Origin of the sequence: Pseudomonas khavaziana (assembly GCF_036704165.1) — a bacterium.
In the GTDB taxonomy this organism is placed as follows: Bacteria; Pseudomonadota; Gammaproteobacteria; order Pseudomonadales; family Pseudomonadaceae; genus Aquipseudomonas; species Aquipseudomonas khavaziana.
The window spans coordinates 251350-274324 of sequence record NZ_CP129946.1 but is presented as its reverse complement, the minus strand read 5'-3'; the positions used below and the strand labels follow the sequence as shown (position 1 = coordinate 274324).

General features: G+C 58.2%; 23 protein-coding genes and 1 pseudogene. 8 read left to right on the top strand and 16 right to left on the bottom strand.

The window, feature by feature from the left end; genetic code table 11:
- Positions 1-280: 280 nt before the first annotated feature.
- From QYQ93_RS01215 to QYQ93_RS01185, 7 genes are all read right to left on the bottom strand, one after another.
- The gene (locus tag QYQ93_RS01215; RefSeq protein WP_338476115.1) at positions 281-1828 is read right to left on the bottom strand and encodes a SulP family inorganic anion transporter; all 1548 of its coding nucleotides are present in this window, start codon (positions 1826-1828) and stop codon (positions 281-283) included.
- An 85-nt stretch (positions 1829-1913) separates the two neighbouring features.
- Positions 1914-2642 (bottom strand): carbonic anhydrase, encoded by a 729-nt coding sequence (locus QYQ93_RS01210; protein WP_043048302.1) that lies wholly within the window; start codon positions 2640-2642, stop codon positions 1914-1916.
- Positions 2643-2867: 225 nt separating this feature from the next.
- Complete coding sequence (locus tag QYQ93_RS01205) at positions 2868-3926, bottom strand: PA0069 family radical SAM protein (protein WP_043048301.1); 1059 nt, start codon at positions 3924-3926, stop codon at positions 2868-2870.
- An 81-nt stretch (positions 3927-4007) separates the two neighbouring features.
- Complete coding sequence (locus tag QYQ93_RS01200; RefSeq protein ID WP_043048300.1) at positions 4008-5306, bottom strand: cytochrome c; 1299 nt, start codon at positions 5304-5306, stop codon at positions 4008-4010.
- 12 nt (positions 5307-5318) lie between these two features.
- Entirely contained in the window at positions 5319-7103 is a 1785-nt protein-coding gene (locus QYQ93_RS01195) for a GMC family oxidoreductase (RefSeq protein ID WP_338476114.1), read from the bottom strand.
- Positions 7104-7105: 2 nt separating this feature from the next.
- The gene (locus QYQ93_RS01190) at positions 7106-7858 is read right to left on the bottom strand and encodes a gluconate 2-dehydrogenase subunit 3 family protein (protein WP_338476113.1); all 753 of its coding nucleotides are present in this window, start codon (positions 7856-7858) and stop codon (positions 7106-7108) included.
- 148 nt (positions 7859-8006) lie between these two features.
- The gene (locus QYQ93_RS01185) at positions 8007-8246 is read right to left on the bottom strand and encodes a hypothetical protein (RefSeq protein WP_338476112.1); all 240 of its coding nucleotides are present in this window, start codon (positions 8244-8246) and stop codon (positions 8007-8009) included.
- On the opposite strand from QYQ93_RS01185, the pseudogene QYQ93_RS28460 reads away from it, so the two are divergent.
- Positions 8226-8324 (top strand): annotated as a pseudogene (locus tag QYQ93_RS28460) (hypothetical protein); the annotation flags it as partial. The gene QYQ93_RS01185 and the pseudogene QYQ93_RS28460 overlap by 21 nt on opposite strands.
- 75 nt (positions 8325-8399) lie before the next feature.
- Here the strand turns inward: QYQ93_RS28460 and QYQ93_RS01180 are convergent.
- The 3 genes from QYQ93_RS01180 to prlC all read right to left on the bottom strand — a co-directional run bounded on the left by QYQ93_RS01180 (position 8400) and on the right by prlC (position 13542).
- A complete protein-coding gene (locus QYQ93_RS01180) occupies positions 8400-10733 on the bottom strand; it encodes a hypothetical protein (RefSeq protein WP_338476111.1) in 2334 nt (777 codons plus the stop codon).
- A gap of 437 nt (positions 10734-11170) precedes the next feature.
- Positions 11171-11446 (bottom strand): YheV family putative zinc ribbon protein, encoded by a 276-nt coding sequence (locus QYQ93_RS01175; protein ID WP_017528719.1) that lies wholly within the window; start codon positions 11444-11446, stop codon positions 11171-11173.
- Entirely contained in the window at positions 11443-13542 is a 2100-nt protein-coding gene (gene prlC, locus QYQ93_RS01170) for an oligopeptidase A (protein ID WP_338476110.1), read from the bottom strand. Before prlC ends, QYQ93_RS01175 begins: the two co-directional genes overlap by 4 nt.
- Before the next feature lie 54 nt (positions 13543-13596).
- Here prlC and QYQ93_RS01165 point away from each other — a divergent pair, with 54 nt between their 5' ends.
- Together QYQ93_RS01165 and QYQ93_RS01160 are read left to right on the top strand one after the other, a co-directional pair.
- The gene (locus QYQ93_RS01165) at positions 13597-14139 is read left to right on the top strand and encodes a gamma carbonic anhydrase family protein (protein WP_338476109.1); all 543 of its coding nucleotides are present in this window, start codon (positions 13597-13599) and stop codon (positions 14137-14139) included.
- Positions 14136-14795 (top strand): HAD family hydrolase, encoded by a 660-nt coding sequence (locus tag QYQ93_RS01160; protein WP_338476108.1) that lies wholly within the window; start codon positions 14136-14138, stop codon positions 14793-14795. The genes QYQ93_RS01165 and QYQ93_RS01160 overlap by 4 nt, the downstream gene beginning before the upstream one ends.
- An 86-nt stretch (positions 14796-14881) precedes the next feature.
- Here the strand turns inward: QYQ93_RS01160 and QYQ93_RS01155 are convergent, their stop codons facing one another.
- Entirely contained in the window at positions 14882-15925 is a 1044-nt protein-coding gene (locus tag QYQ93_RS01155) for an aminopeptidase (RefSeq protein WP_043048290.1), read from the bottom strand.
- A 110-nt stretch (positions 15926-16035) separates the two neighbouring features.
- Here QYQ93_RS01155 and QYQ93_RS01150 point away from each other — a divergent pair, with 110 nt between their 5' ends.
- On the top strand, positions 16036-16458 hold the full coding sequence (locus tag QYQ93_RS01150; protein WP_043048288.1) for a lipoprotein: 423 nt from the start codon (positions 16036-16038) through the stop codon (positions 16456-16458).
- Here QYQ93_RS01150 and QYQ93_RS01145 read toward each other — a convergent pair whose 3' ends face one another.
- Together QYQ93_RS01145 and QYQ93_RS01140 are read right to left on the bottom strand one after the other, a co-directional pair.
- A complete protein-coding gene (locus tag QYQ93_RS01145; RefSeq protein ID WP_043048286.1) occupies positions 16459-16698 on the bottom strand; it encodes a DUF1161 domain-containing protein in 240 nt (79 codons plus the stop codon).
- Between the two features lie 206 nt (positions 16699-16904).
- Positions 16905-17336, bottom strand: a complete 432-nt coding sequence (locus QYQ93_RS01140) for an OsmC family protein (protein WP_043048284.1) — start codon at positions 17334-17336, stop codon at positions 16905-16907.
- A 218-nt stretch (positions 17337-17554) separates the two neighbouring features.
- On the opposite strand from QYQ93_RS01140, the gene QYQ93_RS01135 reads away from it, so the two are divergent.
- Positions 17555-18556 (top strand): LLM class flavin-dependent oxidoreductase, encoded by a 1002-nt coding sequence (locus tag QYQ93_RS01135; protein ID WP_338476107.1) that lies wholly within the window; start codon positions 17555-17557, stop codon positions 18554-18556.
- A gap of 149 nt (positions 18557-18705) precedes the next feature.
- Here QYQ93_RS01135 and QYQ93_RS01130 read toward each other — a convergent pair whose 3' ends face one another.
- On the bottom strand, positions 18706-18930 hold the full coding sequence (locus QYQ93_RS01130; RefSeq protein WP_043048282.1) for a DUF1161 domain-containing protein: 225 nt from the start codon (positions 18928-18930) through the stop codon (positions 18706-18708).
- 115 nt (positions 18931-19045) lie between these two features.
- On the bottom strand, positions 19046-19261 hold the full coding sequence (locus QYQ93_RS01125) for a dodecin (RefSeq protein ID WP_005783406.1): 216 nt from the start codon (positions 19259-19261) through the stop codon (positions 19046-19048).
- A 157-nt stretch (positions 19262-19418) separates the two neighbouring features.
- Between QYQ93_RS01125 and QYQ93_RS01120 the strand changes: the two genes are divergently transcribed.
- A complete protein-coding gene (locus QYQ93_RS01120) occupies positions 19419-19745 on the top strand; it encodes a DUF883 family protein (RefSeq protein WP_003170746.1) in 327 nt (108 codons plus the stop codon).
- A gap of 8 nt (positions 19746-19753) precedes the next feature.
- Here QYQ93_RS01120 and QYQ93_RS01115 read toward each other — a convergent pair whose 3' ends face one another.
- Entirely contained in the window at positions 19754-20650 is an 897-nt protein-coding gene (locus tag QYQ93_RS01115) for a LysR family transcriptional regulator (protein ID WP_338476104.1), read from the bottom strand.
- 109 nt (positions 20651-20759) lie between these two features.
- Between QYQ93_RS01115 and trpB the strand changes: the two genes are divergently transcribed.
- On the top strand, positions 20760-21986 hold the full coding sequence (gene trpB, locus QYQ93_RS01110) for a tryptophan synthase subunit beta (RefSeq protein ID WP_043048280.1): 1227 nt from the start codon (positions 20760-20762) through the stop codon (positions 21984-21986).
- Positions 21987-22796 (top strand): tryptophan synthase subunit alpha, encoded by an 810-nt coding sequence (gene trpA / locus QYQ93_RS01105; protein WP_043048279.1) that lies wholly within the window; start codon positions 21987-21989, stop codon positions 22794-22796. It begins immediately after the preceding gene.
- Positions 22797-22975: the final 179 nt, after the last annotated feature.

Below are 22975 nucleotides of genomic sequence, written 5' to 3'. Positions count from 1 at the left end.
TGGTGGGGCAAGAGCGTTTTGCTTACTTTGCCGCTTTTGCAAAGTGAGCCGCCGTAAGGGCGGAACCTATAGTGGCCGTTACCTAAGCAACGGATATGTACTCGCCCCAACAACCCAACAACCCGGTCACATCGTCGACGTGGCGCCGTCGCGCAGCAACCTGGGCCGACTCCAAAATATCCAGCGTCAGGACTAAATTTTAACCCTTTAAAATCAGTAGATTACTTGAAGTTTGATAAGAGGGGGCTTGCTCCCGCCCACATTTTTTGATCCGGTTTCGTCAGGTAGTAGACGGCGCCGAACCTATCCCCACCGTTGTGCGCACACGACCTTCCAACCGGCGCTTGAGCCCACGCGCCTCGATCACCAGCGTCGAGCCCTTGGCTGCATTGGCCCGGCCCCACTCCTCCAGTAACTCCAGGCAAGAGTGGTCGATATAACTCAAGTTACTCAGCGGCACGTGCAACGTGGTCCCCGCAGGCACCGCCGACAGCACCTGAGTCAGCGCTGGCACTTTGAGAAAGGTCGCGGCACCGGTCAGGCGCAACTCCATTTCACCGTCCTGAGGCAGGTCGACCAGACTGACTTTCAATCGTGACGCCTTGAATGCCAGCTTGACCAGAGTCAGTCCGAAGCCCACCAATACGCCGGTCAGCAGGTCAGTGAAGATGATCGCCAGCGCCGTGGCCGCATAGGTAAACATCGGCATCCGCCCATAGCGCCCCAGTGCCTTGAACGCCTTGACGTCCACCAACTTGATCCCGGTGTACACCAGCACACCCGCCAGGCTCGCCACCGGAATGCTTTGCAGTACGCTAGACAGCAAGAGTACAAAGCCCAGCAGCCACAGGCCGTGGAACATCGCCGATAAACGCGTGGTAGCACCGGCCTGGACGTTGGCTGAGCTGCGTACAATCACGCCGGTCATCGGCAAGGCGCCCACCAGGCCGCAAAGCATGTTGCCGACACCTTGGGCAGACAACTCCTTATCGAAATCGGAGCGCTGGCCGCTGTGCATACGGTCAACCGCAGCGGCAGACAGCAGGGTTTCGGCACTGGCAATAAACGCGACGGCAAATGCCGCGATCAACAGCTGTGGATCCGCCAAGTTGAGCAGGTCGCTGGGGCGCAGCCAGTCGATGGCATCCGCGAGGTTTTCCGGGACTTCCACACGCTTGACCTGCAAGGCCAACACCAGGCTGGTGACGGTCGCAAGGCCCACGCCGAGCAAGGCGCCCGGCACGAACCGTAGCTGTTGCGGACGGAATTTATCCCACAGGTACATCACCAACATGGTCGACAGGCCGAGCAGACCGGCTTGCCAACCCAGCCCGCCGCCGAGGGTCGGAATTGCTTCAGCGACAGCCGCCGGGAAACCTGCAAGATTATCCAGCCCAGACGGCTTGGGCGCCCCATCGAGCATCACATGGATCTGCGATAACACGATCAATACGCCGATCCCCGCCAACATGCCGTAGACCACAGCCGGTGCCGTGACACGAAACCAGCAGCCCAGGCGTAAACGTCCAGCCACCAGTTGCAGGAAACCCGCCAGCAACAGGATCGGCCCCAGCATCAGCATGCCGTGTTGGCGCACCAGCTCGAACACCAGCACCGCCAGACCCGCTGCCGGGCCGCTGACTTGCAGCGGCGACCCTGCCAACCAGCCCACCACCAGGCCGCCGATGATACCGGTGATCAGCCCTTTGGCCGGCGGCATGCCGGACGCGATCGCGATCCCCATGCACAGGGGCAGAGCGACCAGAAACACAACCACGGAGGCGAGCAGCTCCCGCGGCAGTACAGCTTTCAATTGAGCAGCACGCATTATGGCTCTCCCGAGGCATTCGCCGGGCACGGCAAAGCCTGGCTGCATCCATGGCAGCCACCGCTTTACCCGGCGGGGAAGTGTTTTAGAAGCGCGCTCTAGGCGTCGCGGACGGGATCGGCTCGGTGCCGTTCAACGGTCGAAACGCTGCCTTTTCCGCATCGTAGGCCCGAATTTCGCTGGTCTCGATGTTGTAGATCCAGCCATGGATAAACAGGTGACCATTGGCCATGCGCGAGGCCACGGAGGGGTGGGTGCGCAAATGCTGCAACTGGGCGATGACGTTTTCTTCGGTCAACACCTTCATGCTCTCGCCTTCATTGGCGCAGTCGCAGTTGTCATGGACCATGGCCTTGGCGACTTCGGCGTGACGCAACCATGCCCTGACCGTCGGCATCTTTTCCAGGCTGTCGGGGTTGAGTACCGCGCGCATGGCGCCGCAGTCGGAGTGCCCGCACACGATGATGTGCTGTACACCAAGGGCGAGCACCGCGTACTCGATGGCCGTGGATACGCCACCGTTCATCTGGCCGTAGGGAGGCACCACGTTACCGACATTACGGGTTACAAACAGGTCACCGGGGGAGCTTTGGGTAATCAGCTCAGGCACGATGCGCGAATCGGCACAGGTAATGAACATCGCCCGCGGGCTCTGCGCCGTGGCGAGTTTCTTGAAGAGTTCTTCCTGCTGGGGGAAGACGTCGTGATGGAAATGCAAAAAGCCGTCAACGATATGTTGCAACGCTGCATCGGCGGACTCCGCCCCAGGGGCTGAAGCCGACGCAGCCAAAGGCTGTTTATCCTTGTCACTCATGATTCATCCTCTTGATTAATGCAGGGGAGCGTTCATTACCATTCGACGCCGGGCGAGTGGAATAGTTGAGACCCCAGAATCCACGGCGGCGACTAATGAGTCACTCGCTGAACAAGGTAACCGCCGAAACTTAACTCAAACTGAATGAACCGCTCTAGCTCGGGGCTTTCAGTGATATCAAAACGCGACCACTCATACAGTAATCGTGCCGTCTTATTCATCAGTCTACAACAATGCCATTTGCCTGCCCGGCGGACAGAACGCCGCGCAATCCAGATTGAAACCTTCACGACGATTCAGCCCCAGGCGCTTGATCGCCTTGCTGAAGCGTTGCGCCAGCAGGTCCGCAAATGGCCCTTCACCCCGCATTCGCACACCAAAGCGGCTGTCATACACCTGGCCACCGCGCACCTGGCGCACCAAGCTCATGACATGGGCGGCACGCTGAGGATAATGGGCCGCCAGCCATTCCTCGAACAGCGGCGCAACCTCCAACGGCAAGCGCAGCATCATATACGCCGCGCTTTGTGCCCCGGCCGCGTGAGCCTCGGCGAGCAGGCTCTCCAATTCGCTGTCGTTGATCATCGGAATCATCGGCGAGCACAACACGCCCACCGGGATACCCGCCTCGCGCATAACCCGAATCGCCCTCAGCCGCGCCTTGGGCGCCGCCGTGCGTGGCTCCAGGATGCGCTTGAGTTCATCGTCCAGGCTGGTGAGGCTGATCATCACCGCCACCAGCCGCTGGCGGGCCAGCTCGGTCAGCAGGTCGAGATCGCGCAATATCAACGACCCCTTGGTGATGATAGTCACCGGGTGCCGGTAGCGCAGCAGCACTTCCAGAGTTTGCCGAGCGATCTTGTATTCCCGCTCGATAGGCTGGTACGGATCGGTATTGGAGCCCAGGTTGATCGGCGCGCACACATAACCAGGCTTTGACAGTTGCTGTTCCAGCACATCAGCCGCGTTGGTCTTGGCGATCAACCTGGTTTCGAAGTCCAGCCCCGGGGACATGTCCCAATAGGCATGACTGGGCCGCGCATAACAGTAGATGCAACCGTGCTCGCAGCCGCGATAAGGGTTGATGGAACGATCAAAGGGCAAGTCCGGCGAGTTATTGCGCGTGATGATGGTCTTGGCCGTTTCAATACGCACTTCGGTGCCTTGGGTCTCGGGCACCTCCTGGTACCAGCCGTCGTCCTCAGCCACGCTGACCGTAGGTGCAAACCGGTTGTGCAGGTTGGTGGCCGTGCCCCGACCGCGGGGCGGCAACGCAGTAGACATGAAAACGCCTCGATACTGTTTTTTTATACAGTACCGAGGCGTGAGGTTTCTGACCAGTGCCGTTGGGCAGCCAGGGAGAAATCAGTGCTTTTGCGTCACCTGCCCCAAGTCATCCCCCGAGGTCGTGCGCATAGTGCTCTTGCGCAGGTCCGCCACCTCACTGGCATTGACTGGCGCCCCCTTGTTGCCCCAGCTACCACGAATGAAACTGACCACATCCGCCACTTCCTGGTCCGACAGGCGCCAGGCGAACGCCGGCATGGTGAAGGTCGATGGCGCCGTATGGGTCGCCGGCAAAGTACCGCCGTTCAACACGATGTTGATCAACGATGTGGCATCCGCCGTCTGCAATACCGGGTTACCCGCCAGTGCCGGGAACACACGCGTATAGCCATGGCCATCGGTACGGTGGCAGGCCGCGCAGTTGTCGATATACACCGACGCACCTGGCTTACTGTCATCGCCTTTCCAGAGCGCTTGGGCTACCTGCTTGTCGTACTGGTGTGGCTGGTCCTCGGGATCGACCGCCGGCAGGCTCTTGAGGTAACGGGCGATAGCGGTCAGGTCGTCTTGCGACATGTACTGCATGCTGTGGACGACAACATCGCTCATGCCACCGAACACCGCGCTGCGATCACTGCGACCGGTCTTGAGGAACTGCACCAATTGCTCCTCGCTCCAGCTGCCAAGGCCATCCTTGTGGTCACCGCGCAGGCTCTTCGCGATCCAGCCTTCCAACGGTGCACTGCCGGACAGGAAGGCGTTGCCATCAGTGGCACTCAGGGCTTTTTCCTGCATGGTCAGGGCACGAGGCGTATGGCAGGCGCCACAGTGGCCGAGGCCTTCAACCAGATAAGCACCACGATTGATCACCGGATCAGCAGCGGTTTGCGCCTGATGCTCCTCGACCGCAGGCGCGAACATCCAGCGCCAAGCCGCCAAAGGCCAGCGCATGCTCAAGGGCCAGGGAATATCGCTGTCTTTGTTCTCTTGGGCAACCGGCTCAACGCCCTTCATGAAATACGCATACAACGCCTGCATATCGCTGTCGCTGACACGCGCGTAAGACGGGTAGGGCATCGCCGGGTAAAGCGTACTACCGTTCTTGGCGACGCCATGGCGTACGGCCTTGTCGAAGTCCTCGAAGCTATAGTCGCCCAGGCCGGTCTTGTCCGGAGTGATGTTGGTCGAATAGATCACGCCGATGGGGGTTTCCATGGGCAGGCCACCGGCGAAGGGTTTGCCGCCCTTGGCGGTATGGCAGGCCACGCAGTCACCGGCACGCGCCAGGTATTCACCCTGCTTGATCAAGTCGGTTTCGACGGCGCTGACCGAGCAACTGCTCAAGAGCGCCAGGGAGGCGATAACGAATGCTTTCATGTTCATCGCTCCTTATGCCTGAACCAGCGGGCCGGGGTTTTTCAGGTACTGCTCACGGATCGCCCGAGCTGACCAATAGGTCAACGCTGCCACCAGCCCCGTAGGGTTGTAGCCCAACCCTTGTGGGAAAGCAGACGCACCCGGGACAAACACGTTGTGTACATCCCAGCACTGCAGGTAGCGGTTCAAGGCACTGGTTTTTGGATCGGTGCCCATGATCGCGCCACCGTTGAGGTGGGTGGTCTGGTACGAGGCAGTATTGAAGTGCTCGCCGACTTTTTTACCCAACACCGCGATGGCCTTGGGGTTCATGGCTTGGGCGACCTTGCCCATTTTCTCGATCATGAAGCGGTTCATCTTGATGTCGTTTTCTTGCCAGTCGAAGGTCATGCGCAGCAGCGGCAAACCGTAGGCATCGCGGTAAACCGGATCCAGGTCCAGGTAGTTGCTGCGGTAGGACTGATGGGCGCCGTGGGCATCCATCGACACCTGATGGGTGTAGTAATCGGCGGTGGCGCGCTTCCAGGCGCTGCCCCAGGCAGGCGTGCCCGGCGGGTTGGAGGTACCGGCAATCGGCCGGCTGCCGGCCTGGTTGACCCACATCGGCGAGCCACCCACGAAGCCGTGGGGGCCGTGATCGAAGTTGTCGGCGTTGAAGTCGTCGATGGCCACGCCATTGCCGCCCGCGCCGATGAAGTTGTTGGTGTGAGTGTCCTTGTCGAAGAACGCCTTGATGGTGCCCATGTTCTGGTAGGCGAAGTTGCGGCCCACCACACCCTCATTGGTGATCGGATCGTAGGGCTTGCCGATGCCCGACAACAGCATCAGGCGCACGTTATGGAACTGGAACGCGCCAAGAATCACCAGGTCTGCCGGCTGCTCGCATTCGCGGCCCTGGGCGTCGATATAAGTCACGCCGGTGGCTTTTTTCCGGGTGCTGTCGAGGTTGACCTTGAGCACGTGGGAATTGGGTCGCAGCTCGAAGTTCGGCACTTGGCGAAGGGCCGGCAGGATGTTCACGTTCGGAGATGCCTTGGAATACATGTAGCACACGTAGCCACTGCAAAAACCGCAGAAATTACACGGCCCCATCTGCGCGCCATAAGGGTTGGTGTAGGGTCCCGAAGTATTGGCCGACGGCAGGTTGTAGGGTTTGTACCCCACTTCAGCCGCGGCTTTCTGAAACAGCTGTGCGGAGACGGTATTTTTCTGCGCCTCCAGCGGGAACGGGTTGGAGCGATCCGGCGCATACGGGTTGCCACCGCGGCCTACGCCAACCAATTGGCCCTTGACGGTCCAAGCTTGGCCGGAGGTGCCGAAGACTTTTTCCGCATAATCGAAAAATGGTTCCAGTTCTTCGTAGCTGACACCAAAATCCTGGATGGTCATGTCCTTGGGAATAAAGTTCTTCCCATAGCGCTCTTCGTAATGGCTGCGCATGCGCAGTTCGATGGGGTCGACGCGAAAATGCACACCTGACCAGTGCAGGCCCGCGCCCCCTACGCCATTACCCGGCAGGAATGCACCCAACTGACGGTTGGGCAGGGCAATATCATTCACGCTATGGCGAATGGTCACCGTCTCCTTGGAGATATCCTGGAACAGCTTTTTACGCACGCTGTAGGTCAATTCGTCGATGACCTGGGGATAGTTGCCGTCCGGATAAGTGTCCTGCATCGGGCCGCGCTCCAGCGCTACCACGTTGAGACCCGCTTCCGTCAGCTCCTTGGCCATGATCGCGCCGGTCCAGCCGAAGCCAACAATCACCGCATCCACTTTCTTCATGATGGTCGCCACGTTTATGCCCTCTCGCCGCGAATGGAAACAGCCGGGAAGGGGTATTGCTCGTTGCGTTCCACCCAATCCATAAAGTCGGCGCGGGCGCCCGGGAAGCCAATCATGGTCCAACCGACCATGCCTTTATTGCCGCCATGGATGGGATCGCAGAAGAAACCCTCCTTAGTGTTTTGCAGCAACAGGTTGAAGAATATCTTCGCTGGCACCGCCTCGAAATGCGCTGCGACTTCACTGCCGCCAGCCTCCAGGCGCCGCAGCATATCGTCTCGGGTAGCGCTGTCTTGCGCAGCAAAAGCTTTACCGTTGAACGCCTTCGACCATGCATCCGTCGCAGCAATACCCAGGCGGTAGATTTCCTTGGGCACTAATTTGCTCTGCCAACCCATCTCCGGCGCTGCGTCGGCTTTAAACGGGCCTTGCATGTACCACAGGGCGCCGCTGGCATACGGCGTGTTCATCTGACGGTCGATGTATTCCGGCGCGCCAGCTTCCAAGGCGCCAGGGCCCTGTGCGTCAGCGGGAATCAAGCGCTCCACGGCGGCGTTGATAAAGGCCCATTCCTCAGCCGTGAAGTAGCTCGGTTCGTAGGTTTTGTCGCTCGCCACAGGCTTGACCGGAGTGGCCTGGGCAGGCTCCGGCGTAGCCATCAGCATCGAACCGCCAAGGCCGGTGCTGGCAACCGTGACCACCGGGATCAAGGTCAAGGATTTGCGTAGAAAATCACGCCGGGGGTTGTCTTGATCTTGATCAGACATGGGTACACCTCATCATGTGGTCACGGGTTTATCCGCCACTTCTGGGAGCAGCGTGAAGGCTTGCCAAGCACTGGAATCTAAAGTGATAGAGCACACTGGCAAACAATAGTTACAAATGATAGCAGGCTAAGGATTGAGAGGAATCGGTTCATTGACGAAAAAACCGGATCAGATCGTATGAAATCATGGATGCATGGCGTAAGCCGCAGCAGCTGGATAGCCACAATTTATCGGAAAGTGATTCACCAATAGGTTTAGGAGCACGCGATAAATGAGACGACGCTGGGTGCGTTTCGGCGTAATAGTCGATGATCGGCTGGTTGAAGCCAGCGCCAAACGGAAACGAACGTATTAACGCCGCAGGTGCGTCAGCCTGGAAATCGGGCATGGCGAGGAGCATCCGTTTATCTACCAGGTGCAGATGCGCGGCTACTTCACGCCGTCGTTCGCCCGTGGTGGCATGGGCATAAGAAAACGCCGGTTGATCGGTACGTTTGCTCCTTCAGCCGGCGCTCCTGTTTAGGTATAGGCTCTCGGATTTCTAGCGTGAGTTATTCGGTACTAAAACCCCACCATGTTCCGATAGTTCAATGCCCTGAAACTCTGTCTGGCCTCCATACGTTTTTTCATAATACTCATTGTTCAATGCTTCCAATTTTTTCTGCTGCGACTCTAGCGCCTGCTCACTACGGTCAGGCAATGCAGGCTGATCAGGAAATTTTCTTTCCTTATTTAACGTCCGCGCCATTTCGTGTATTTCTTCAACAGACTTTCCTTTAATATCCACCCCAAAGAAATTCAGCACCAAACTGAGTGGCGCAGTGTCCTCAGAGAAATACCCACTCACGACCCCTCCGTTAGGCGCAACTACTTTGGCCACGTCTACTATTGGTTCAAGCGCATTGGAAAATTTTGGAAATTTCTTTGAAAATTGTTCAGGGGTATATGAAAGCTCCTTTCCTTCATATTTTTTTGCATGAAACACCCCTGCCGCTGCATCATAAGTAAAACTGTTGCGATCTATATTAAACTTTGATGCCCACTCATTAATCACATCGTTATTGAATGCGCCTGCTACTTGTTCGTACCAGGGATACAACTTTGAATCTTCGGAAATATTAATGTATGCGCTTGAGCCATCCTTATTAGATTCGTCCAGCTTCAACATCGCATCTGCGGTTGACTCCACGATTTTTGCTTCTGGGAACTGCCTTTGCTCTTTAGGAGAAAGTGGATAGATCTCCGTAGGGCTATTGAGCCTGTCCGTAAATTCAGTTTCCCTCGCCTGCAGGGCCTGCTGTTGCTCTGAAAGTGTCTGTTGATTGCGCTCCTTCACCTCCACGTTGGGCGCAAATGCGTGCCTGCTCAATAACTCATTTCCTGTCTGATTGACTTTTTCTATATTTTTTTCGGTGGGGTCTAATCCATAGAAGCTCAGCACTAGGTCGAGACCAGCCTTATTGTCGGGATACCTTTGAAGAATCACTCCCCCCGCCGGCGAGACTACTTTGGCAACATCAATTATGGGCGTGAGCCCATCGCGGTACTTTGGATACTGCTCGGCAAACTCTTCGGCAGTGAAGTTTAGATTTTTACCCTCCAACGTCTGCACACCAAACAACTTAAGTAATGGGTCATATTTTAAGGTGTCCAGCTTCACGTCATAATTATCAGCCCAGTCCATGAGTATCTTATTACCAAAAGCAGCGTTCACCTGCTGTAGCCATGGCGTCAAACTGGATTTGGGCGGAATATCGATCAGTGGTGTCGGTCCATTAAGGCTCACCTGATCCAGGTTCGCCATTATTTCCCCTGTGGAAGCGGCGATGGTGTCGTTGACGTCCGATGTTTCAAAGTCAAGTTCATCGGGACGATGCTCCACTTCAGGCGCCAATTTATTCACGTAGCTCTTTTCTTTCTGCTCCATGGCAACTCTATGCTTAACCACCTCTGTAACGCCGGGCAACGTGTTTTGAGTTGCATTTGGAAATTCTCCATGGTGCAGCTCTTTCGCGATCTCGTGAATTTTTTCAAGTGACTTCTCATTGGGGTCTAAGCCGTAGAAACTTTGAATCAGATCAAGGCCCGCGCTACCCTCTGGATATTTCTGAAGCTGGACGCGACCCTTTGGAGCAACGACCTTTGCAACATCAATGATTGGATCAAGCGCCTCTTTATATTCCGGAAATTCTGATGAAAATTCACTTTTTGTGAAGCTCAGCTCCTTGCCATCAAGCGTCTTTGCATGAAAAGTATTCGTTAAGGTGTCGTAACGAAGACTGGCGGGATCTACCTTATTATCTACCGTCCAATCCCGAAGTATTCGGTTGGTGAAAGCAGCAGATACCTGAAGCATCCATGGATACAGCGTCGATTTCTTGGGTACGACAACTTGTGGTGAGGGATCACTCAGGTCGGCCTCTGTTAGAGCTTGCATCTTTTGTGACGTGGCGGTTGCGAGCAGGGCATCACCTTCAGATCTATCGGCCACTGCCTCGAAATCATCGACATGCTGTGCAGTATCCACTGGGGGACCGTCGGGGCTAATTGCATTTTTTTTTGCCCACTCATCCAGCGCACTTTTAGTCGCCGTTGCTTCTTTTTCTAAAACTTGTCCGGTTGGCGTTTTTTGATGATAGACACTGGCGTCCCTTTTCGCTCTGTTAAGGCCAGAACCGTTCGTGTCAAAACGATGTAGCACTGCCTGTTCCCTGAAGGTGTTTTTCACCTTCGCCTCTTCTGCCATCATCCTAGGCTTTGGAACTAGCGGTTGAACATAGCGTTGCTCAACGGAACCATCCAACTTCGGTTTACTGTTATTGAATTCAGGCAATTGCTGCGGTACATAAACTTTGGATTCAGTCACCAGGCTCAATTTGATTTCCCTGTAGGTCAAATACACGTAAGCATATGGAATAGATATGCGCTTACTGTGTGACTTTGCCCAAGCATGTCGTTCCACAGCACTTTGTAACTGTCAATTTCTCAAGTGTTTTTTACATTCAGAGCCCTACACGTTTTGAAGGCAGACTTATTTATGAGTACTTAAACTGAACACGGTAATGTGCCAGCGTAGTACTTATATTTAACCTGATAATTTTTCAAGCCAAGGTTCGCCCAATAGGGCAGGCGAAAAACATAGCGGCTTAGCTCGCCAGCGGCGAAGGCAAAGCCCTGAAAAGACGTGGCTACCCTCGAGTACCGGTGGTCACGAGGGTTAGCCAATAGGGCAGGAGGTTTTGGTTAGAGCGCATATAAGCAGATGAGACAGCTACTAAAACCGCGCCCCTGAAGCGGCGCTCCAGGGGGGCATCAGTCTTTTTTCAACTTCGGATTAGGAAAGAACTGCACCGCTTGCACCTTCGGGTCCGCCGGCGCCTTCAATGCCGATGTGTTGACCCGCGTACCCAATTCCTTGGGTACAGACAAGCCTTGATCATTCAGCGTATCGGTATAGCCGCAGGCCACGCATTCACGGTGCGGCACGCTGTCTTCGGTCCACATCTTCAACTTGTCCGGCTCGCTGCACGCCGGGCAGACTGCCCCGGCGATAAATTGCTTTTTGGTAATCACAGGCCCTTCACTCATGCTGCCGCGTCCTCACTCAGGCCGCTGTGGCGCAAGAGTGCGTCAATCGACGGCGCTCGTCCGCGGAAGTCGACGAACAGCACCATCGGTGCCTGGGAACCCCCACGCGCCAGAATCGCTTCGCGGAAGGCCCGACCGGTCTGGGCGTTGAGCACGCCGTCTTCTTCGAATTTGGAAAATGCGTCCGCAGACAGCACTTCCGCCCACTTGTAGCTGTAGTAACCCGCCGCATAACCACCGGCAAAGATGTGCGCGAAGCTGTTAGGGAAGCGGTTGTAGGCTGGCGGACGCATCACCGAGACTTCGTCACGCACGCCTTCGAGCACCTGCGCCACGCTGCGGCCATCGCCATGGGTGGCGTGCAGCTCGAAGTCAAACAGCGAGAACTCCAGCTGGCGCACCATCATCAGGCCGGACTGGAAATTTTTCGCGGCGAGCATTTTTTCCAGCAGGTCGTGGGGCAGCGGCTCGCCGGTTTCATAGTGGCCGGAGATCAGTGCCAGACCTTCGGGCTCCCAGCACCAGTTCTCCATGAATTGGCTCGGCAACTCCACCGCATCCCACGCCACGCCGTTGATACCGGATACGCCGGCATGTTCAACGCGGGTCAGCAGGTGATGCAGGCCGTGGCCGAATTCGTGAAACAGCGTGGTGACTTCATCGTGGGTCAGCAGGGCAGGCTTGCCGCTGTCGGCCGGAGTGAAGTTGCACACCAGGTTGGCCACGGGGCTTTGCAGCACGCCGTCGACGGTGCGGCGGCGGTCACGGGCTCCGTCCATCCAGGCGCCGCCGCGCTTGTTGGCGCGAGCGTACAGGTCGAAGAAGAAGCGCCCCACGTGTTCGCCGTTTTCCTTGATTTCGAACAGGCGGACATCCGGATGCCAGGCGTCGAAGCCCTTTAGCTCGGCGATCTCAATGCCATACAGGCGCTGAACGATGGCAAACAGCCCGCCCAGCACCTTGTCGATGGGGAAGTAGGCGCGCAGGGCTTCCTGGGACACGCTGTAGCGCTGCTCGCGCAGTTTCTCGCCATAGAAACCGCTGTCCCAGCTCTGCAGGTCAGCGCAGCCTTGTTCGGCGGCGTAAGCCTTGAGTTGCTGCAAATCCTGGGTAGCAAACGGCTTGCTGCGCTTGGCCAGGTCACGCAGGAAGCTCAGCACCTGGTCACTGGACTCGGCCATCTTGGTTGCGAGGCTGAGCTCGGAGAAGGACGCAAAACCCAACAACTGGGCCAGTTCCTGACGCAGGTCGAGGATCTGCTCCATCACCGGGCCGTTATCGTTCTGGCCGGCGTTCGGGCCTTGGTCCGATGCACGGGTGCAGTAAGCGGCGTACACCTCTTCACGCAAGGCGCGGTCCTGGGCGTAGGTCATTACCGCGTAGTAGCTGGGGAATTCCAGGGTGATCAGCCAGCCATCAAGGCCCTTGGCCTGGGCCGCAGCGGCCATTTGCGCCTTGGCAGAGTCGGTCAGGCCGGCGAGGGTGGTTTCATCGGTGACCTGCTTGGTCCAGGCTTGGGTGGCGTCCAGCAGCTGGTTGGAGAATTTGCTGCCCAGCTCGGAAAGCTTGCTCTGCACTTCGGCGTAGCGCTTTTGCTGCTCCGGCGGCAGGTCGATGCCCGACAGGCGGAAATCGCGCAGGGCGTGTTCCAGAATGGTTTTCTGCGCCACGTCGAAACCGGCGGCCTCTGGGCTGTTGGCCAAGGCTTCGAAGGCTTGGAACAGTTCGCGGTTCTGGCCCATTTCGGTGGAGTAGGCGCTCAATGCCGGCAAGCAAGCCTCGTAGGCTTCGCGCAGCTCGGCGCTGTTGCACACGGCATTGAGGTGGCTGACCGGGCTCCAGGCAGCGCCAAGACGATCATTGAGTTCATCCATGGCAAGGACCAGACCGGCCCATGTCGGATTTTTACCCTGGCTTTGCAGGATGTCTGCGATAGCCACACGGTTGTCGGCGAGGATCTGTTCGATGGCCGGCTGGACGTGCTCGGCACGGATCGCCGAGAACGGCGGCAGGTCGTAGGACTGCAATAGAGGGTTGTTCGCGCTCACGGTTGGCACCTTGGCTGAAGAAACATGTAAGAACAAAGATGGGGCCATCTTAATTACAATCAACACCCACCGCAGCTATCAGCAGAAGAGAGAGAGGCTATCGTGACCCTTCGCACCTATCAGAACCACACGCCAACCCTGGGCGCCGGGGCTTTTGTCGATACTTCGGCGGTGGTGATCGGCGATGTCGAAATCGGCGCCGACAGCTCGGTATGGCCGCTGACAGTGATACGCGGCGACATGCACCGCATCCGCATCGGTGCACGTACCAGCGTGCAGGACGGCTGCGTGCTGCACATTACCCATGCAGGGCCGTTCAATCCTGACGGTTTCCCGCTGCTGATCGGCGACGACGTGACCATCGCTCACAAGGTCATGCTGCATGGCTGCACCGTGGGTAGTCGTGTGCTGATCGGCATGGGCAGCATCGTGATGGACGGCGCCGTGGTCGAAGACGACGTGATCATCGGCGCCGGCAGCCTGGTGCCGCCGGGCAAGAAACTCGACAGTGGTTTTCTGTATGTGGGCAGCCCGGTTAAACAGGTCCGTGCGCTGACTGACAAAGAGCGCGCCTTTTTCACCTACAGTGCCGCGAACTACGTGAAGCTCAAGGACCTGCACCTGGCAGCGGGGTTCGACCAGTGAGCCTGCATTACTCAACGGTTCTATTCGACCTCGATGGCACCCTCACCGACCCGCGCGAGGGCATTACCCGTTCGATCCAGTACGCCCTTGGCAAGTTAGGCATCGATGAGCCAGACCTAACCCGGTTGGAGCACTTTATCGGCCCGCCGTTGCTGCAGGCGTTCATGCAATTCTATGACTTCGACGAGGCCAGGGCCTGGGAGGCGGTGAATTTCTACCGCGAGCGCTTCAGGGTCACCGGACTGTACGAAAACCTCGTGTTTGACGGTGTCATGCCGCTGCTGGACGAACTGAACAGCCAAGGCCGCCAGCTGTACGTGGCCACCTCCAAGCCGTGGGAATTTGCCCGTGAGATCGCGCGGCATTTCGATTTTGCCCGGCATTTCAAGGTCATCTACGGCAGTGAACTGGATGGTACGCGCACCAACAAGGTCGAGCTGATCGCCCACTTGATACAACAGGAAGGGCTGGACCCGACCACGACCTTGATGATTGGCGATCGTAAGCATGACCTGATCGGAGCGCGGAGCAACGGGCTGGATTCGGCGGCGGTGGGGTATGGGTTTGGCAGCTTTGAAGAGTTGAATGCCGAGGCGCCGACCTGGCACTTCGAGACGTTGGCGCAGATGCACCAGGCGTTTTTGCAGCGCCCTTGAAACCGCTATCGGGGGCAAGCTCCCTCCCACAATTAGCCTTTGTACATCGCTCAAAATGTGGGAGGGGGCTTGCCCCCGATGAGGCCCTAACGGCCGCGACTCTCCAATTGCCTCAACGCCGCTTTACGCTGCACCACCGGCAATTTCCCCAGCCTTTCCACAGCCGCATAAAACTTCACCCAATCCCCACCCTCCTGCGCAAACAACGCCGCAAACGCCGGCACCCACTGGTCATACAGCCCGAACGGCAACAGCCGCGCATTGTTCATCGGCTGATTGATCCAGGCGTCATAACGCTTGTCGCCGCCCCACTGGCTATCACGCAGCCGCCGGTAGTCGGTGCGCAAACGCTCGAACTGCGCAGCTTTGGCCCGGCGCATCGCATCAGCCGACAAAGGCTGCGCGTAGATCTTTTCCAGGCGTTTACGGGTATCGAGGATCAGCCTGACAAACTGGTCACGCTGCTGCAACGTCGCATCGCTCAGGGGTGCCAGGCCACGAAAAGCCCGCCATTGCCGGGTGCCTTCCTGCTCGACAAAAGTCGCGAATGACTCATTGAACTCGGTGTCGTCCTTCACATAAAAGCGCTGGTGGGCCAGCTCATGGAAGATCAGCGTGGCGAGACGCTCATCGCCCCAGCCCAGCATCGAGCTCATGATCGGGTCATTGAACCAACCCAGGGTGGAATAGGCTTCGACGCCACCGATCGACACGTCCATACCTCGTTGGCGCAACAGCGCCGCTTCGCCACGCGCCGCACCTTGGCTGTAGTAGCCGCGATAGGCAACGCAACCGGCAATGGGAAAGCAGTGGTTTTCAGCAGACAGGGAAAACTCCTGGGTGGCGAAGACATTCCACACCACATAAGGCCGGCCGATATCGGCGTATAGCCGATAACTTTGGTTGTCCGGCAACTGCAGGTGTTCACTGGCAAAAGTGCGGGCTTTCTGCGATTGAGCCAGATGCTCGCGCAGCAATTGCGGGCGAGACGGGTCGGCGATGACCTCGACCACCGGCTCCCGGGCCCGCAACAGCTGCCACTGGCCGCTCGCCAATTGGCCGTAATAACTGACGCTGGAACAGCCGCTGAGGAGCACAACCATCAACCCCGCAAGAAAACGCCTGATCATGCCCCGACTGCCCCTGGTTGATTAAATCGCCAGACTATCGCGCTTGAATGGAATTTTTCCACGGCGCGGCGTGTTTATACTCAAACCTCTCCCTGCGTTGAGTACCTGCCATGCGTCAGTTTCTGTTTCCCGCCGCCGCCCTGTTCCTCAGCGCCTGCGCTTCGGCCCCAATCCCGCCAGTCGATCCGCAGCAGGCCTGGGTCGACTTCACCACGCCGACCCCGGGCTCCAAGTTGGTCATGGCCCAGCGCCTGGATGGGAAGAACCTCGACGACGGGCGCTTTTTCCAGATGCCCCCCGGCCCTCACGAGCTGATGGTGCGCTTTGATTTTGAAGTGCCCGCCGGCGGTGGTTTGGGGGGCCTCAGCCAGATGATGTATCGAACCTGCTTCATGACCTTGCAGTACGACCATTTCCAGGCTGGCCAGCGCTATGTGCTCGAAGGCCGCTCGCTGGCGTTCACGCCCAATATCCGGCTGTATGACTCAGCACGGCAGTTGCTGGCCGAAGAACGCAGCGTTAACTGCATCTGATCAGTCGTTGTTCTTCTGATAGATGATGCGCTTGGTGCCGTTTTCGCACGAACCGACAATCATGGCTTCGTCATGATTCTTGGCTTCTTCGGCGGTAATGATTTCCAGGGTGTAGGACGGAATCGCCTTGGCCTGGAGCTGTACTTCAATTTCCTTCCTGAGCTCTTCACAATCTTTCGGAGCGGCCACGGCCGAAGTGGCCAATCCAGCGCAGATGATCGCCAAGGCAAAACGTTTCATGTGTGAAGCTCCCTGAATGCATGCGCACGAGTGTGCGCCTAAGGCTGCATAGGCTATAGGACCACATAGGGGAAACACGAGTTCTGATTTAACGCATAACTAAATGAAGGAGGGGGCTTGTGCCCGATAAAAGTGTGCCCGTCATCCAACTATTGGCTGACCCACCGCTATCGGGGACAAGCCCCCTCCCACAAAAAAGCGCTGTGTTAGTTAACCAGCGTGCCATCCAGGGTGATGGTCGCGTTCAGCACCTTGGAAACCGGGCATCCCTCCTTGGCCTTTTTGCTCAGTTCGTCGAACTGTGCCTGGCTGGCGCCTGGGATCTTGGCTTTCAGGGTCAGATGCACCGCAGTGATCGCAAAGCCGCCATCGACCTGGTCCAGCGTCACATCAGCCTGGGTATCGATGCTGTCGGCCTTGAGCCCGGCGTCGCCGAGAATCATGGAAAACGCCATGGAGAAACAGCCGGCGTGAGCCGCGCCAATCAGTTCTTCGGGGTTGGTACCCTTGCCGCCCTCGAAACGGGCCTTGAAACCGTAGGGCGCTTCGCGTAGCACGCCGGTTTCCGTTGAGATGGAACCCAGGCCAGTCTTCAGATCACCTTCCCAATGCGCGGATGCTTTTTTAACGATACTCATAGCGGTCTCCTCGAACGGTGGTTTTGCGTCAGTAAGGGTTCTGAGGATAGACGCCCAGGCAAAGTTCATCTTGTCGGAGAAACCTACGGATTTAGTAGGAAATTTCGGACCCCCCTATTGAATCTCGGGTATATGCCCTCATTGCATAGAACATGCACATGAAGCAGCAGGTTTTGGTTCGTCTAAAAAGCCTGCGCCCCAATTGGAGAAGCAGGCTTATGAAATCGCTGTCTGACGTAAAATTCTCGACCCTCGACCTGGTGCCCGTGCGGGCCGACGGTAACCCGGCGCAGTCGCTGCGCAACTCCCTGGACCTGGCCCAGCACGTGGAAAAGTTCGGCTATCACCGTTTCTGGGTAGCTGAGCACCACAATATGGACGGCATCGCCAGCTCGGCCACCTCGGTACTGCTCGGCTACCTGGCCGGCGGCACCTCGACCATTCGCGTGGGTTCCGGCGGCGTCATGCTGCCTAACCATGCGCCGCTGGTGATCGCCGAGCAGTTCGGCACCCTGGAAAGCCTCTACCCAGGCCGTATTGACCTGGGCCTGGGCCGTGCGCCCGGCTCCGACCAGATGACCGCCCGCGCCCTGCGCCGTGAACGCTCAGGCAGTGCCGATGATTTCCCCGAGGATGTGGCCGAATTGATGGCCTACCTGGGCCCACGTACGCCCGATCAACGGGTGATCGCCGTACCGGGTACCGGCACCAACGTGCCGGTGTGGCTGCTGGGTTCAAGCCTGTTCAGCGCGCAATTGGCCGGTGAGCGGGGTTTGCCGTATGCCTTCGCCTCCCATTTCGCACCACGCTTGATGCATGAGGCGATTCGCGTGTACCGCAATCACTTCAAGCCGTCGGCAGTGTTGGACAAGCCCTACGTGATGCTCGGCATTCCGCTGGTGGCGGCGGATACCGATGAACAGGCCGATTACCTGGCCACCTCGGTGTACCAGCGCATCCTCGCACTGATGCGCGGCCAGAGCCTGGTGCAACGCCCACCGGTGAACACCATGGACGGCCTCTGGCTGCCCCATGAAAAAGACGCGGTCGGCAGTTTCCTTGGTTTGGCCATGGTGGGCGGCCCGGCGAAGATCCGCGCCAAGCTGGAGGTGTTGATCGAGCAGACCGGCGCCGATGAGCTGATCTTCACCAGCGACCTGTACGAGCATGCCGACCGAATTCATTCCTACGAGCTGTTGGCGCAGGTGATGAAAGGCTGAACCCAGGCGAAAAAAACGACGCACCTGTGGCGAGGGAGCTTGCTCCCGCTGGGCTGCGTAGCGGCCCCAAGAAAAGGGGAGCGCTGCGCACTCCAGCGGGAGCAAGCTCCCTCGCCACAAGTGCGTCGCTTTATGTCTGCAACATGGGATTAACCGCGTTTGTAGACGATTTCCTTGGTGCCACCTTCGCAGGTGCCGACCACTTCAGCGTCAGTCGAAGCGCCTTTATCCACTACTTCCAGCGAATAACCCGAAGCGCCCTTGGCGTCGATTTTCGCTGCGATTTCGCTTTTCAGCTCTTCACAAGGCTTGCCCGCCGCCAGGGCCGTGCCCGCAATGCTTAACAAACCTACCGCCAACAGAAACTTCTTCATCCGTTACATTCCTTGCGCTGATCGAAAGAGCGTGCCGACGCTCATCGCGTCGGCACCCGTTGTTTGTAGCGCAGGTTATGGCAATCGGCCAGCGGTCAAAGTTCAACTCAGCCGATCAACTACTGGCAATTCGGAATCCCACCTTAAGCGTGACTTGGAAATGCGCGGCCTTGCCATCCTTGATGTGGCCGCGGGTTTCGGTCACCTCAAACCACTCCAGGTGCTTGATGCTTTTATTGGCCTCGGCCAGGGCATTGTTGATCGCGTCTTCGATGCTGGTGGTGGAAGAGCCCACCAATTCGACTTTCTTGTAGGTGTGATGATCACTCATGGCATTTCTCCTAGGGGTCGTTAATCAAGACTAGCAGTGAATACTCGTACTGCTTCTGGCGACCGTTGAGAGGTGAAAGTTCAGAATTACTGCACTTTCTGAAACCGCCGCAGTCGGTATCTACACACGCCACTCAATCACTTCAGGAGATGTTCACATGGCCAACACTTCTTTACGCAAAGCGTCGCTGGAAAGCATGGAAGCCGAGATCTCGAGCCTGCTCAAGTCCCTTGAGAGCCTCAAGGATGATGCATCCGATGAGTCGCGCAAAACGCTGAAGGCCCTGAAAAGCAATGCCGAGAACGCCCTCAAGCACTCTCGTCATCTGATCAGCGATGCCTATGAAGAAAGCAAAGTCAAAATCCGCGAAACTGGTGTTGCCACCCGGGACTACGCACAAGAGCATCCATGGACCACCGCCGGTGTCGCCGTTGGCGCGTTGGGTCTGCTGGCGGCCTACCTTCTGTGCAAGCGCGGCGACTGATTTACCGGCTATAGCGGTTGGCGCATCAGCTCGGCCTTGAGCCATTGCGCCAACTGCGCGGCGCGCCCGTCTGCGGCGCGCTTGGGTAGCCACAACGCCAGGTGCGCCGGGGTTTCGCTGAAACCCCACGGCGCCACCAGGCGACCCGCACGCAGGTCCTCTGCCACCAGCGGTTCTGGCGCAATCGCCACTCCCAATCCTGCAACTGCCGCTTCCAGCAAATAATACAAATGCTCAAATCCCTGGCCGAGTTTCAACGCGCCCGGCTCAATGCCGTGTTGACGCGCCCAACTGGGCCAGGCTTGGGGCCGTGAGGTGGTGTGCAGCAGCGCTTCATCAGCCAAGGCGGATGCCGGTGCCAGGCGCAACTGTTCATAACCGTCAAAACGCGGGCTCATGACCGGACCGATGCGTTCGCTGGCCAGTTCATACACCTGCATATCCGCCGGCCACGGCGGCTCGGCAAATACCAGCAGCGCGTCCAACCCAGGGCGACGAGGGTCAAGGTCACCTTCGCCGGCAGACAGGTGCAAGCGCAAGTCCGGCAAATCCGCATTCAAGCGCCCCAGGCGCGGAATAAACCAACGCGCCAGCAGACTGCCCGAACAACCGAGTACGAAAGGCGCATCGGCGCTGCTCTGGGTGAGCTCAGCGCACACATCCCGCAAACGCTCAAACGCCTCGGCGCTTGCATCTCGCAGCCTTACGCCCGCATCTGTGAGTTTAAGGCCTCGCCCTTCCTTGACGAACAGGCTTACCCCCAAGTGTTCTTCAAGCACTTTCAACTGGCGGCTCACCGCACCATGTGTCACATGCAATTGTCCGGCGGCCTGGCTGACGCTGTTGAGGCGGGCAGTGGCTTCAAATGCGCGTAAGGCGTTGAGGGGTGGAAGGTCGCGGCTCATCTGTGAGTTTTCCTGACAGGTTGCGGCGATCTTATCGGTTTTCAGGCTACAGCGTCAGGGGTAGAGTGGGCCCCATTGCTTCTCACATACATTTTTCCTGGAGCGTCCCATGACTCAGTCCCAGACCGATCTACGCAACGGCCCTGACGCCAACGGCCTGTTTGGTGGGTTCGGTGGCCGCTACGTCGCTGAAACCTTGATGCCGTTGATTCTCGACCTGGCCCGTGAATACGAAGCGGCCAAGATTGATCCGGCGTTCAACGAAGAACTGGCCTACTTCCAGCGCGACTACGTCGGACGCCCCAGCCCGCTGTATTTCGCCGAACGCCTGACCGAGTTCTGTGGCGGCGCCAAGATCTACCTCAAGCGCGAAGAGCTCAACCACACCGGCGCGCACAAGATCAACAATTGCATCGGCCAGATTTTGCTGGCCCGGCGCATGGGCAAGAAACGCATCATCGCCGAGACCGGCGCCGGCATGCACGGCGTGGCCACCGCCACTGTCGCTGCACGCTTTGGCCTGCAATGTGTGATCTACATGGGCACCACCGACATCGAGCGCCAGCAGGCCAACGTGTTCCGCATGAAACTGCTGGGCGCCGAAGTGATCCCGGTGGTCGCCGGCACCGGTACTCTGAAAGATGCGATGAACGAAGCCCTGCGTGATTGGGTAACCAACGTCGACAGCACCTTCTACCTGATCGGCACCGTGGCTGGCCCACACCCTTACCCGGCGATGGTGCGCGACTTCCAGGCCGTGATCGGCAAGGAAACCCGTACCCAGCTGCAAGCCCAGGAAGGCCGCCTGCCGGACAGCCTGGTGGCGTGCATCGGCGGCGGTTCCAACGCCATGGGCCTGTTCCACCCGTTCCTGGATGACACCAGCGTCGAGATCATCGGTGTTGAAGCCGCAGGCCATGGCATCGAAACCGGCAAGCACGCCGCCAGCCTCAATGGGGGCGTACCGGGCGTGCTGCACGGCAACCGTACCTTCCTGCTGCAGGACGACGACGGCCAGATCATCGACGCCCACTCGATTTCCGCCGGCCTCGACTACCCCGGCATCGGCCCTGAGCACGCCTGGTTGCATGATATCGGTCGCGTCCAGTACACCTCGGTGACTGACGACGAAGCCTTGGACGCCTTTCACAAATGCTGCCGTCTCGAAGGGATTATTCCTGCTCTGGAAAGCGCCCACGCCCTGGCAGAAGTATTCAAGCGCGCACCGACCTTGCCGAAGGATCACCTGATGGTGGTCAACCTGTCCGGCCGTGGCGACAAAGACATGCAGACCGTGATGCACCACATGGAACAGTCTCAGCAGGAGAAACACTAAATGAGCCGCCTGCAAACCCGCTTCGCGCAACTCAAGGAACAAAACCGCGCTGCCCTGGTGACTTTCGTCACCGCCGGCGACCCGGGTTATGACACCTCACTGGCGATCCTCAAGGGCCTGCCGGCAGCCGGCGCTGATGTGATCGAGCTGGGCATGCCCTTCACTGACCCGATGGCTGACGGCCCGGCTATTCAACTGGCCAATATCCGTGCGCTGACCGCCAAGCAGAACCTGGTGAAAACCCTGCAAATGGTCCGCGAGTTTCGCCAGGACAACAACGATACCCCACTGGTGTTGATGGGCTACTTCAACCCGATCCATAAATACGGCGTGCCACAATTCATTGCCGATGCCAAGGCAGCTGGCGTCGACGGCCTGATCGTGGTCGACATGCCGCCTGAGCATAACGGCGAACTGTGCGACCCGGCCCAAGCCGCAGGCATCGATTTTATCCGCCTGACCACCCCGACCACCGATGACGTACGCCTGCCCACCGTACTCAACGGCAGCTCCGGCTTTGTGTATTACGTGTCGGTCGCCGGTGTGACCGGTGCCGGTGCCGCCACCCTGGAGCACGTCGAAGAAGCCGTGACCCGCCTGCGTCGCCATACCGACCTGCCGATCAGCATCGGCTTTGGTATACGCACGCCGGACCAGGCAGCAGCCATTGCGCGCCTGGCCGACGGTGTAGTGGTGGGTTCAGCGCTGATCGACCATATCGCCAACGCCGAAAACGACCAGCAAGCCATTGATGGCGTGTTGAGCCTGTGCGCGGCGCTGTCGGAAGGTGTGCGTAACGCTCGCAAGTAAATGTAATCCCTCCATCTGAACGCCTTCCGGCTGATCAGCTAGGCTTCAAGGGAGGCGGGCATGTCGCCCGCCTCCTTTTAACGCGCTTCGTGCCCTTTGCCGTCTAACCACCCTCGCAGGCCACGCAGTCCTTGCCCCCGGTCGTTAAGTTAGCCGCATCAGAAGTCATCTTTGTCTCT

Coding starts and splice junctions, on each gene's coding strand:
- QYQ93_RS01145 (WP_043048286.1), bottom strand. CDS start 16,698: ATGAAACGTTTTGCCTTGGCGATCATCTGCGCTGGATTGGCCACTTCG.
- QYQ93_RS01190 (WP_338476113.1), bottom strand. CDS start 7,858: ATGTCTGATCAAGATCAAGACAACCCCCGGCGTGATTTTCTACGCAAA.
- QYQ93_RS01215 (WP_338476115.1), bottom strand. CDS start 1,828: ATGCGTGCTGCTCAATTGAAAGCTGTACTGCCGCGGGAGCTGCTCGCC.
- QYQ93_RS01140 (WP_043048284.1), bottom strand. CDS start 17,336: ATGAGTATCGTTAAAAAAGCATCCGCGCATTGGGAAGGTGATCTGAAG.
- trpB (WP_043048280.1), top strand. CDS start 20,760: ATGACTCAGTCCCAGACCGATCTACGCAACGGCCCTGACGCCAACGGC.
- QYQ93_RS01175 (WP_017528719.1), bottom strand. CDS start 11,446: ATGAGTGAAGGGCCTGTGATTACCAAAAAGCAATTTATCGCCGGGGCA.
- QYQ93_RS01210 (WP_043048302.1), bottom strand. CDS start 2,642: ATGAGTGACAAGGATAAACAGCCTTTGGCTGCGTCGGCTTCAGCCCCT.
- QYQ93_RS01130 (WP_043048282.1), bottom strand. CDS start 18,930: ATGAAGAAGTTTCTGTTGGCGGTAGGTTTGTTAAGCATTGCGGGCACG.
- prlC (WP_338476110.1), bottom strand. CDS start 13,542: ATGGCCCCATCTTTGTTCTTACATGTTTCTTCAGCCAAGGTGCCAACC.
- QYQ93_RS01155 (WP_043048290.1), bottom strand. CDS start 15,925: ATGATCAGGCGTTTTCTTGCGGGGTTGATGGTTGTGCTCCTCAGCGGC.
- QYQ93_RS01120 (WP_003170746.1), top strand. CDS start 19,419: ATGGCCAACACTTCTTTACGCAAAGCGTCGCTGGAAAGCATGGAAGCC.
- QYQ93_RS01205 (WP_043048301.1), bottom strand. CDS start 3,926: ATGTCTACTGCGTTGCCGCCCCGCGGTCGGGGCACGGCCACCAACCTG.
- QYQ93_RS01150 (WP_043048288.1), top strand. CDS start 16,036: ATGCGTCAGTTTCTGTTTCCCGCCGCCGCCCTGTTCCTCAGCGCCTGC.
- QYQ93_RS01115 (WP_338476104.1), bottom strand. CDS start 20,650: ATGAGCCGCGACCTTCCACCCCTCAACGCCTTACGCGCATTTGAAGCC.
- trpA (WP_043048279.1), top strand. CDS start 21,987: ATGAGCCGCCTGCAAACCCGCTTCGCGCAACTCAAGGAACAAAACCGC.
- QYQ93_RS01185 (WP_338476112.1), bottom strand. CDS start 8,246: ATGCCCGATTTCCAGGCTGACGCACCTGCGGCGTTAATACGTTCGTTT.
- QYQ93_RS01135 (WP_338476107.1), top strand. CDS start 17,555: ATGAAATCGCTGTCTGACGTAAAATTCTCGACCCTCGACCTGGTGCCC.
- QYQ93_RS01200 (WP_043048300.1), bottom strand. CDS start 5,306: ATGAAAGCATTCGTTATCGCCTCCCTGGCGCTCTTGAGCAGTTGCTCG.
- QYQ93_RS01125 (WP_005783406.1), bottom strand. CDS start 19,261: ATGAGTGATCATCACACCTACAAGAAAGTCGAATTGGTGGGCTCTTCC.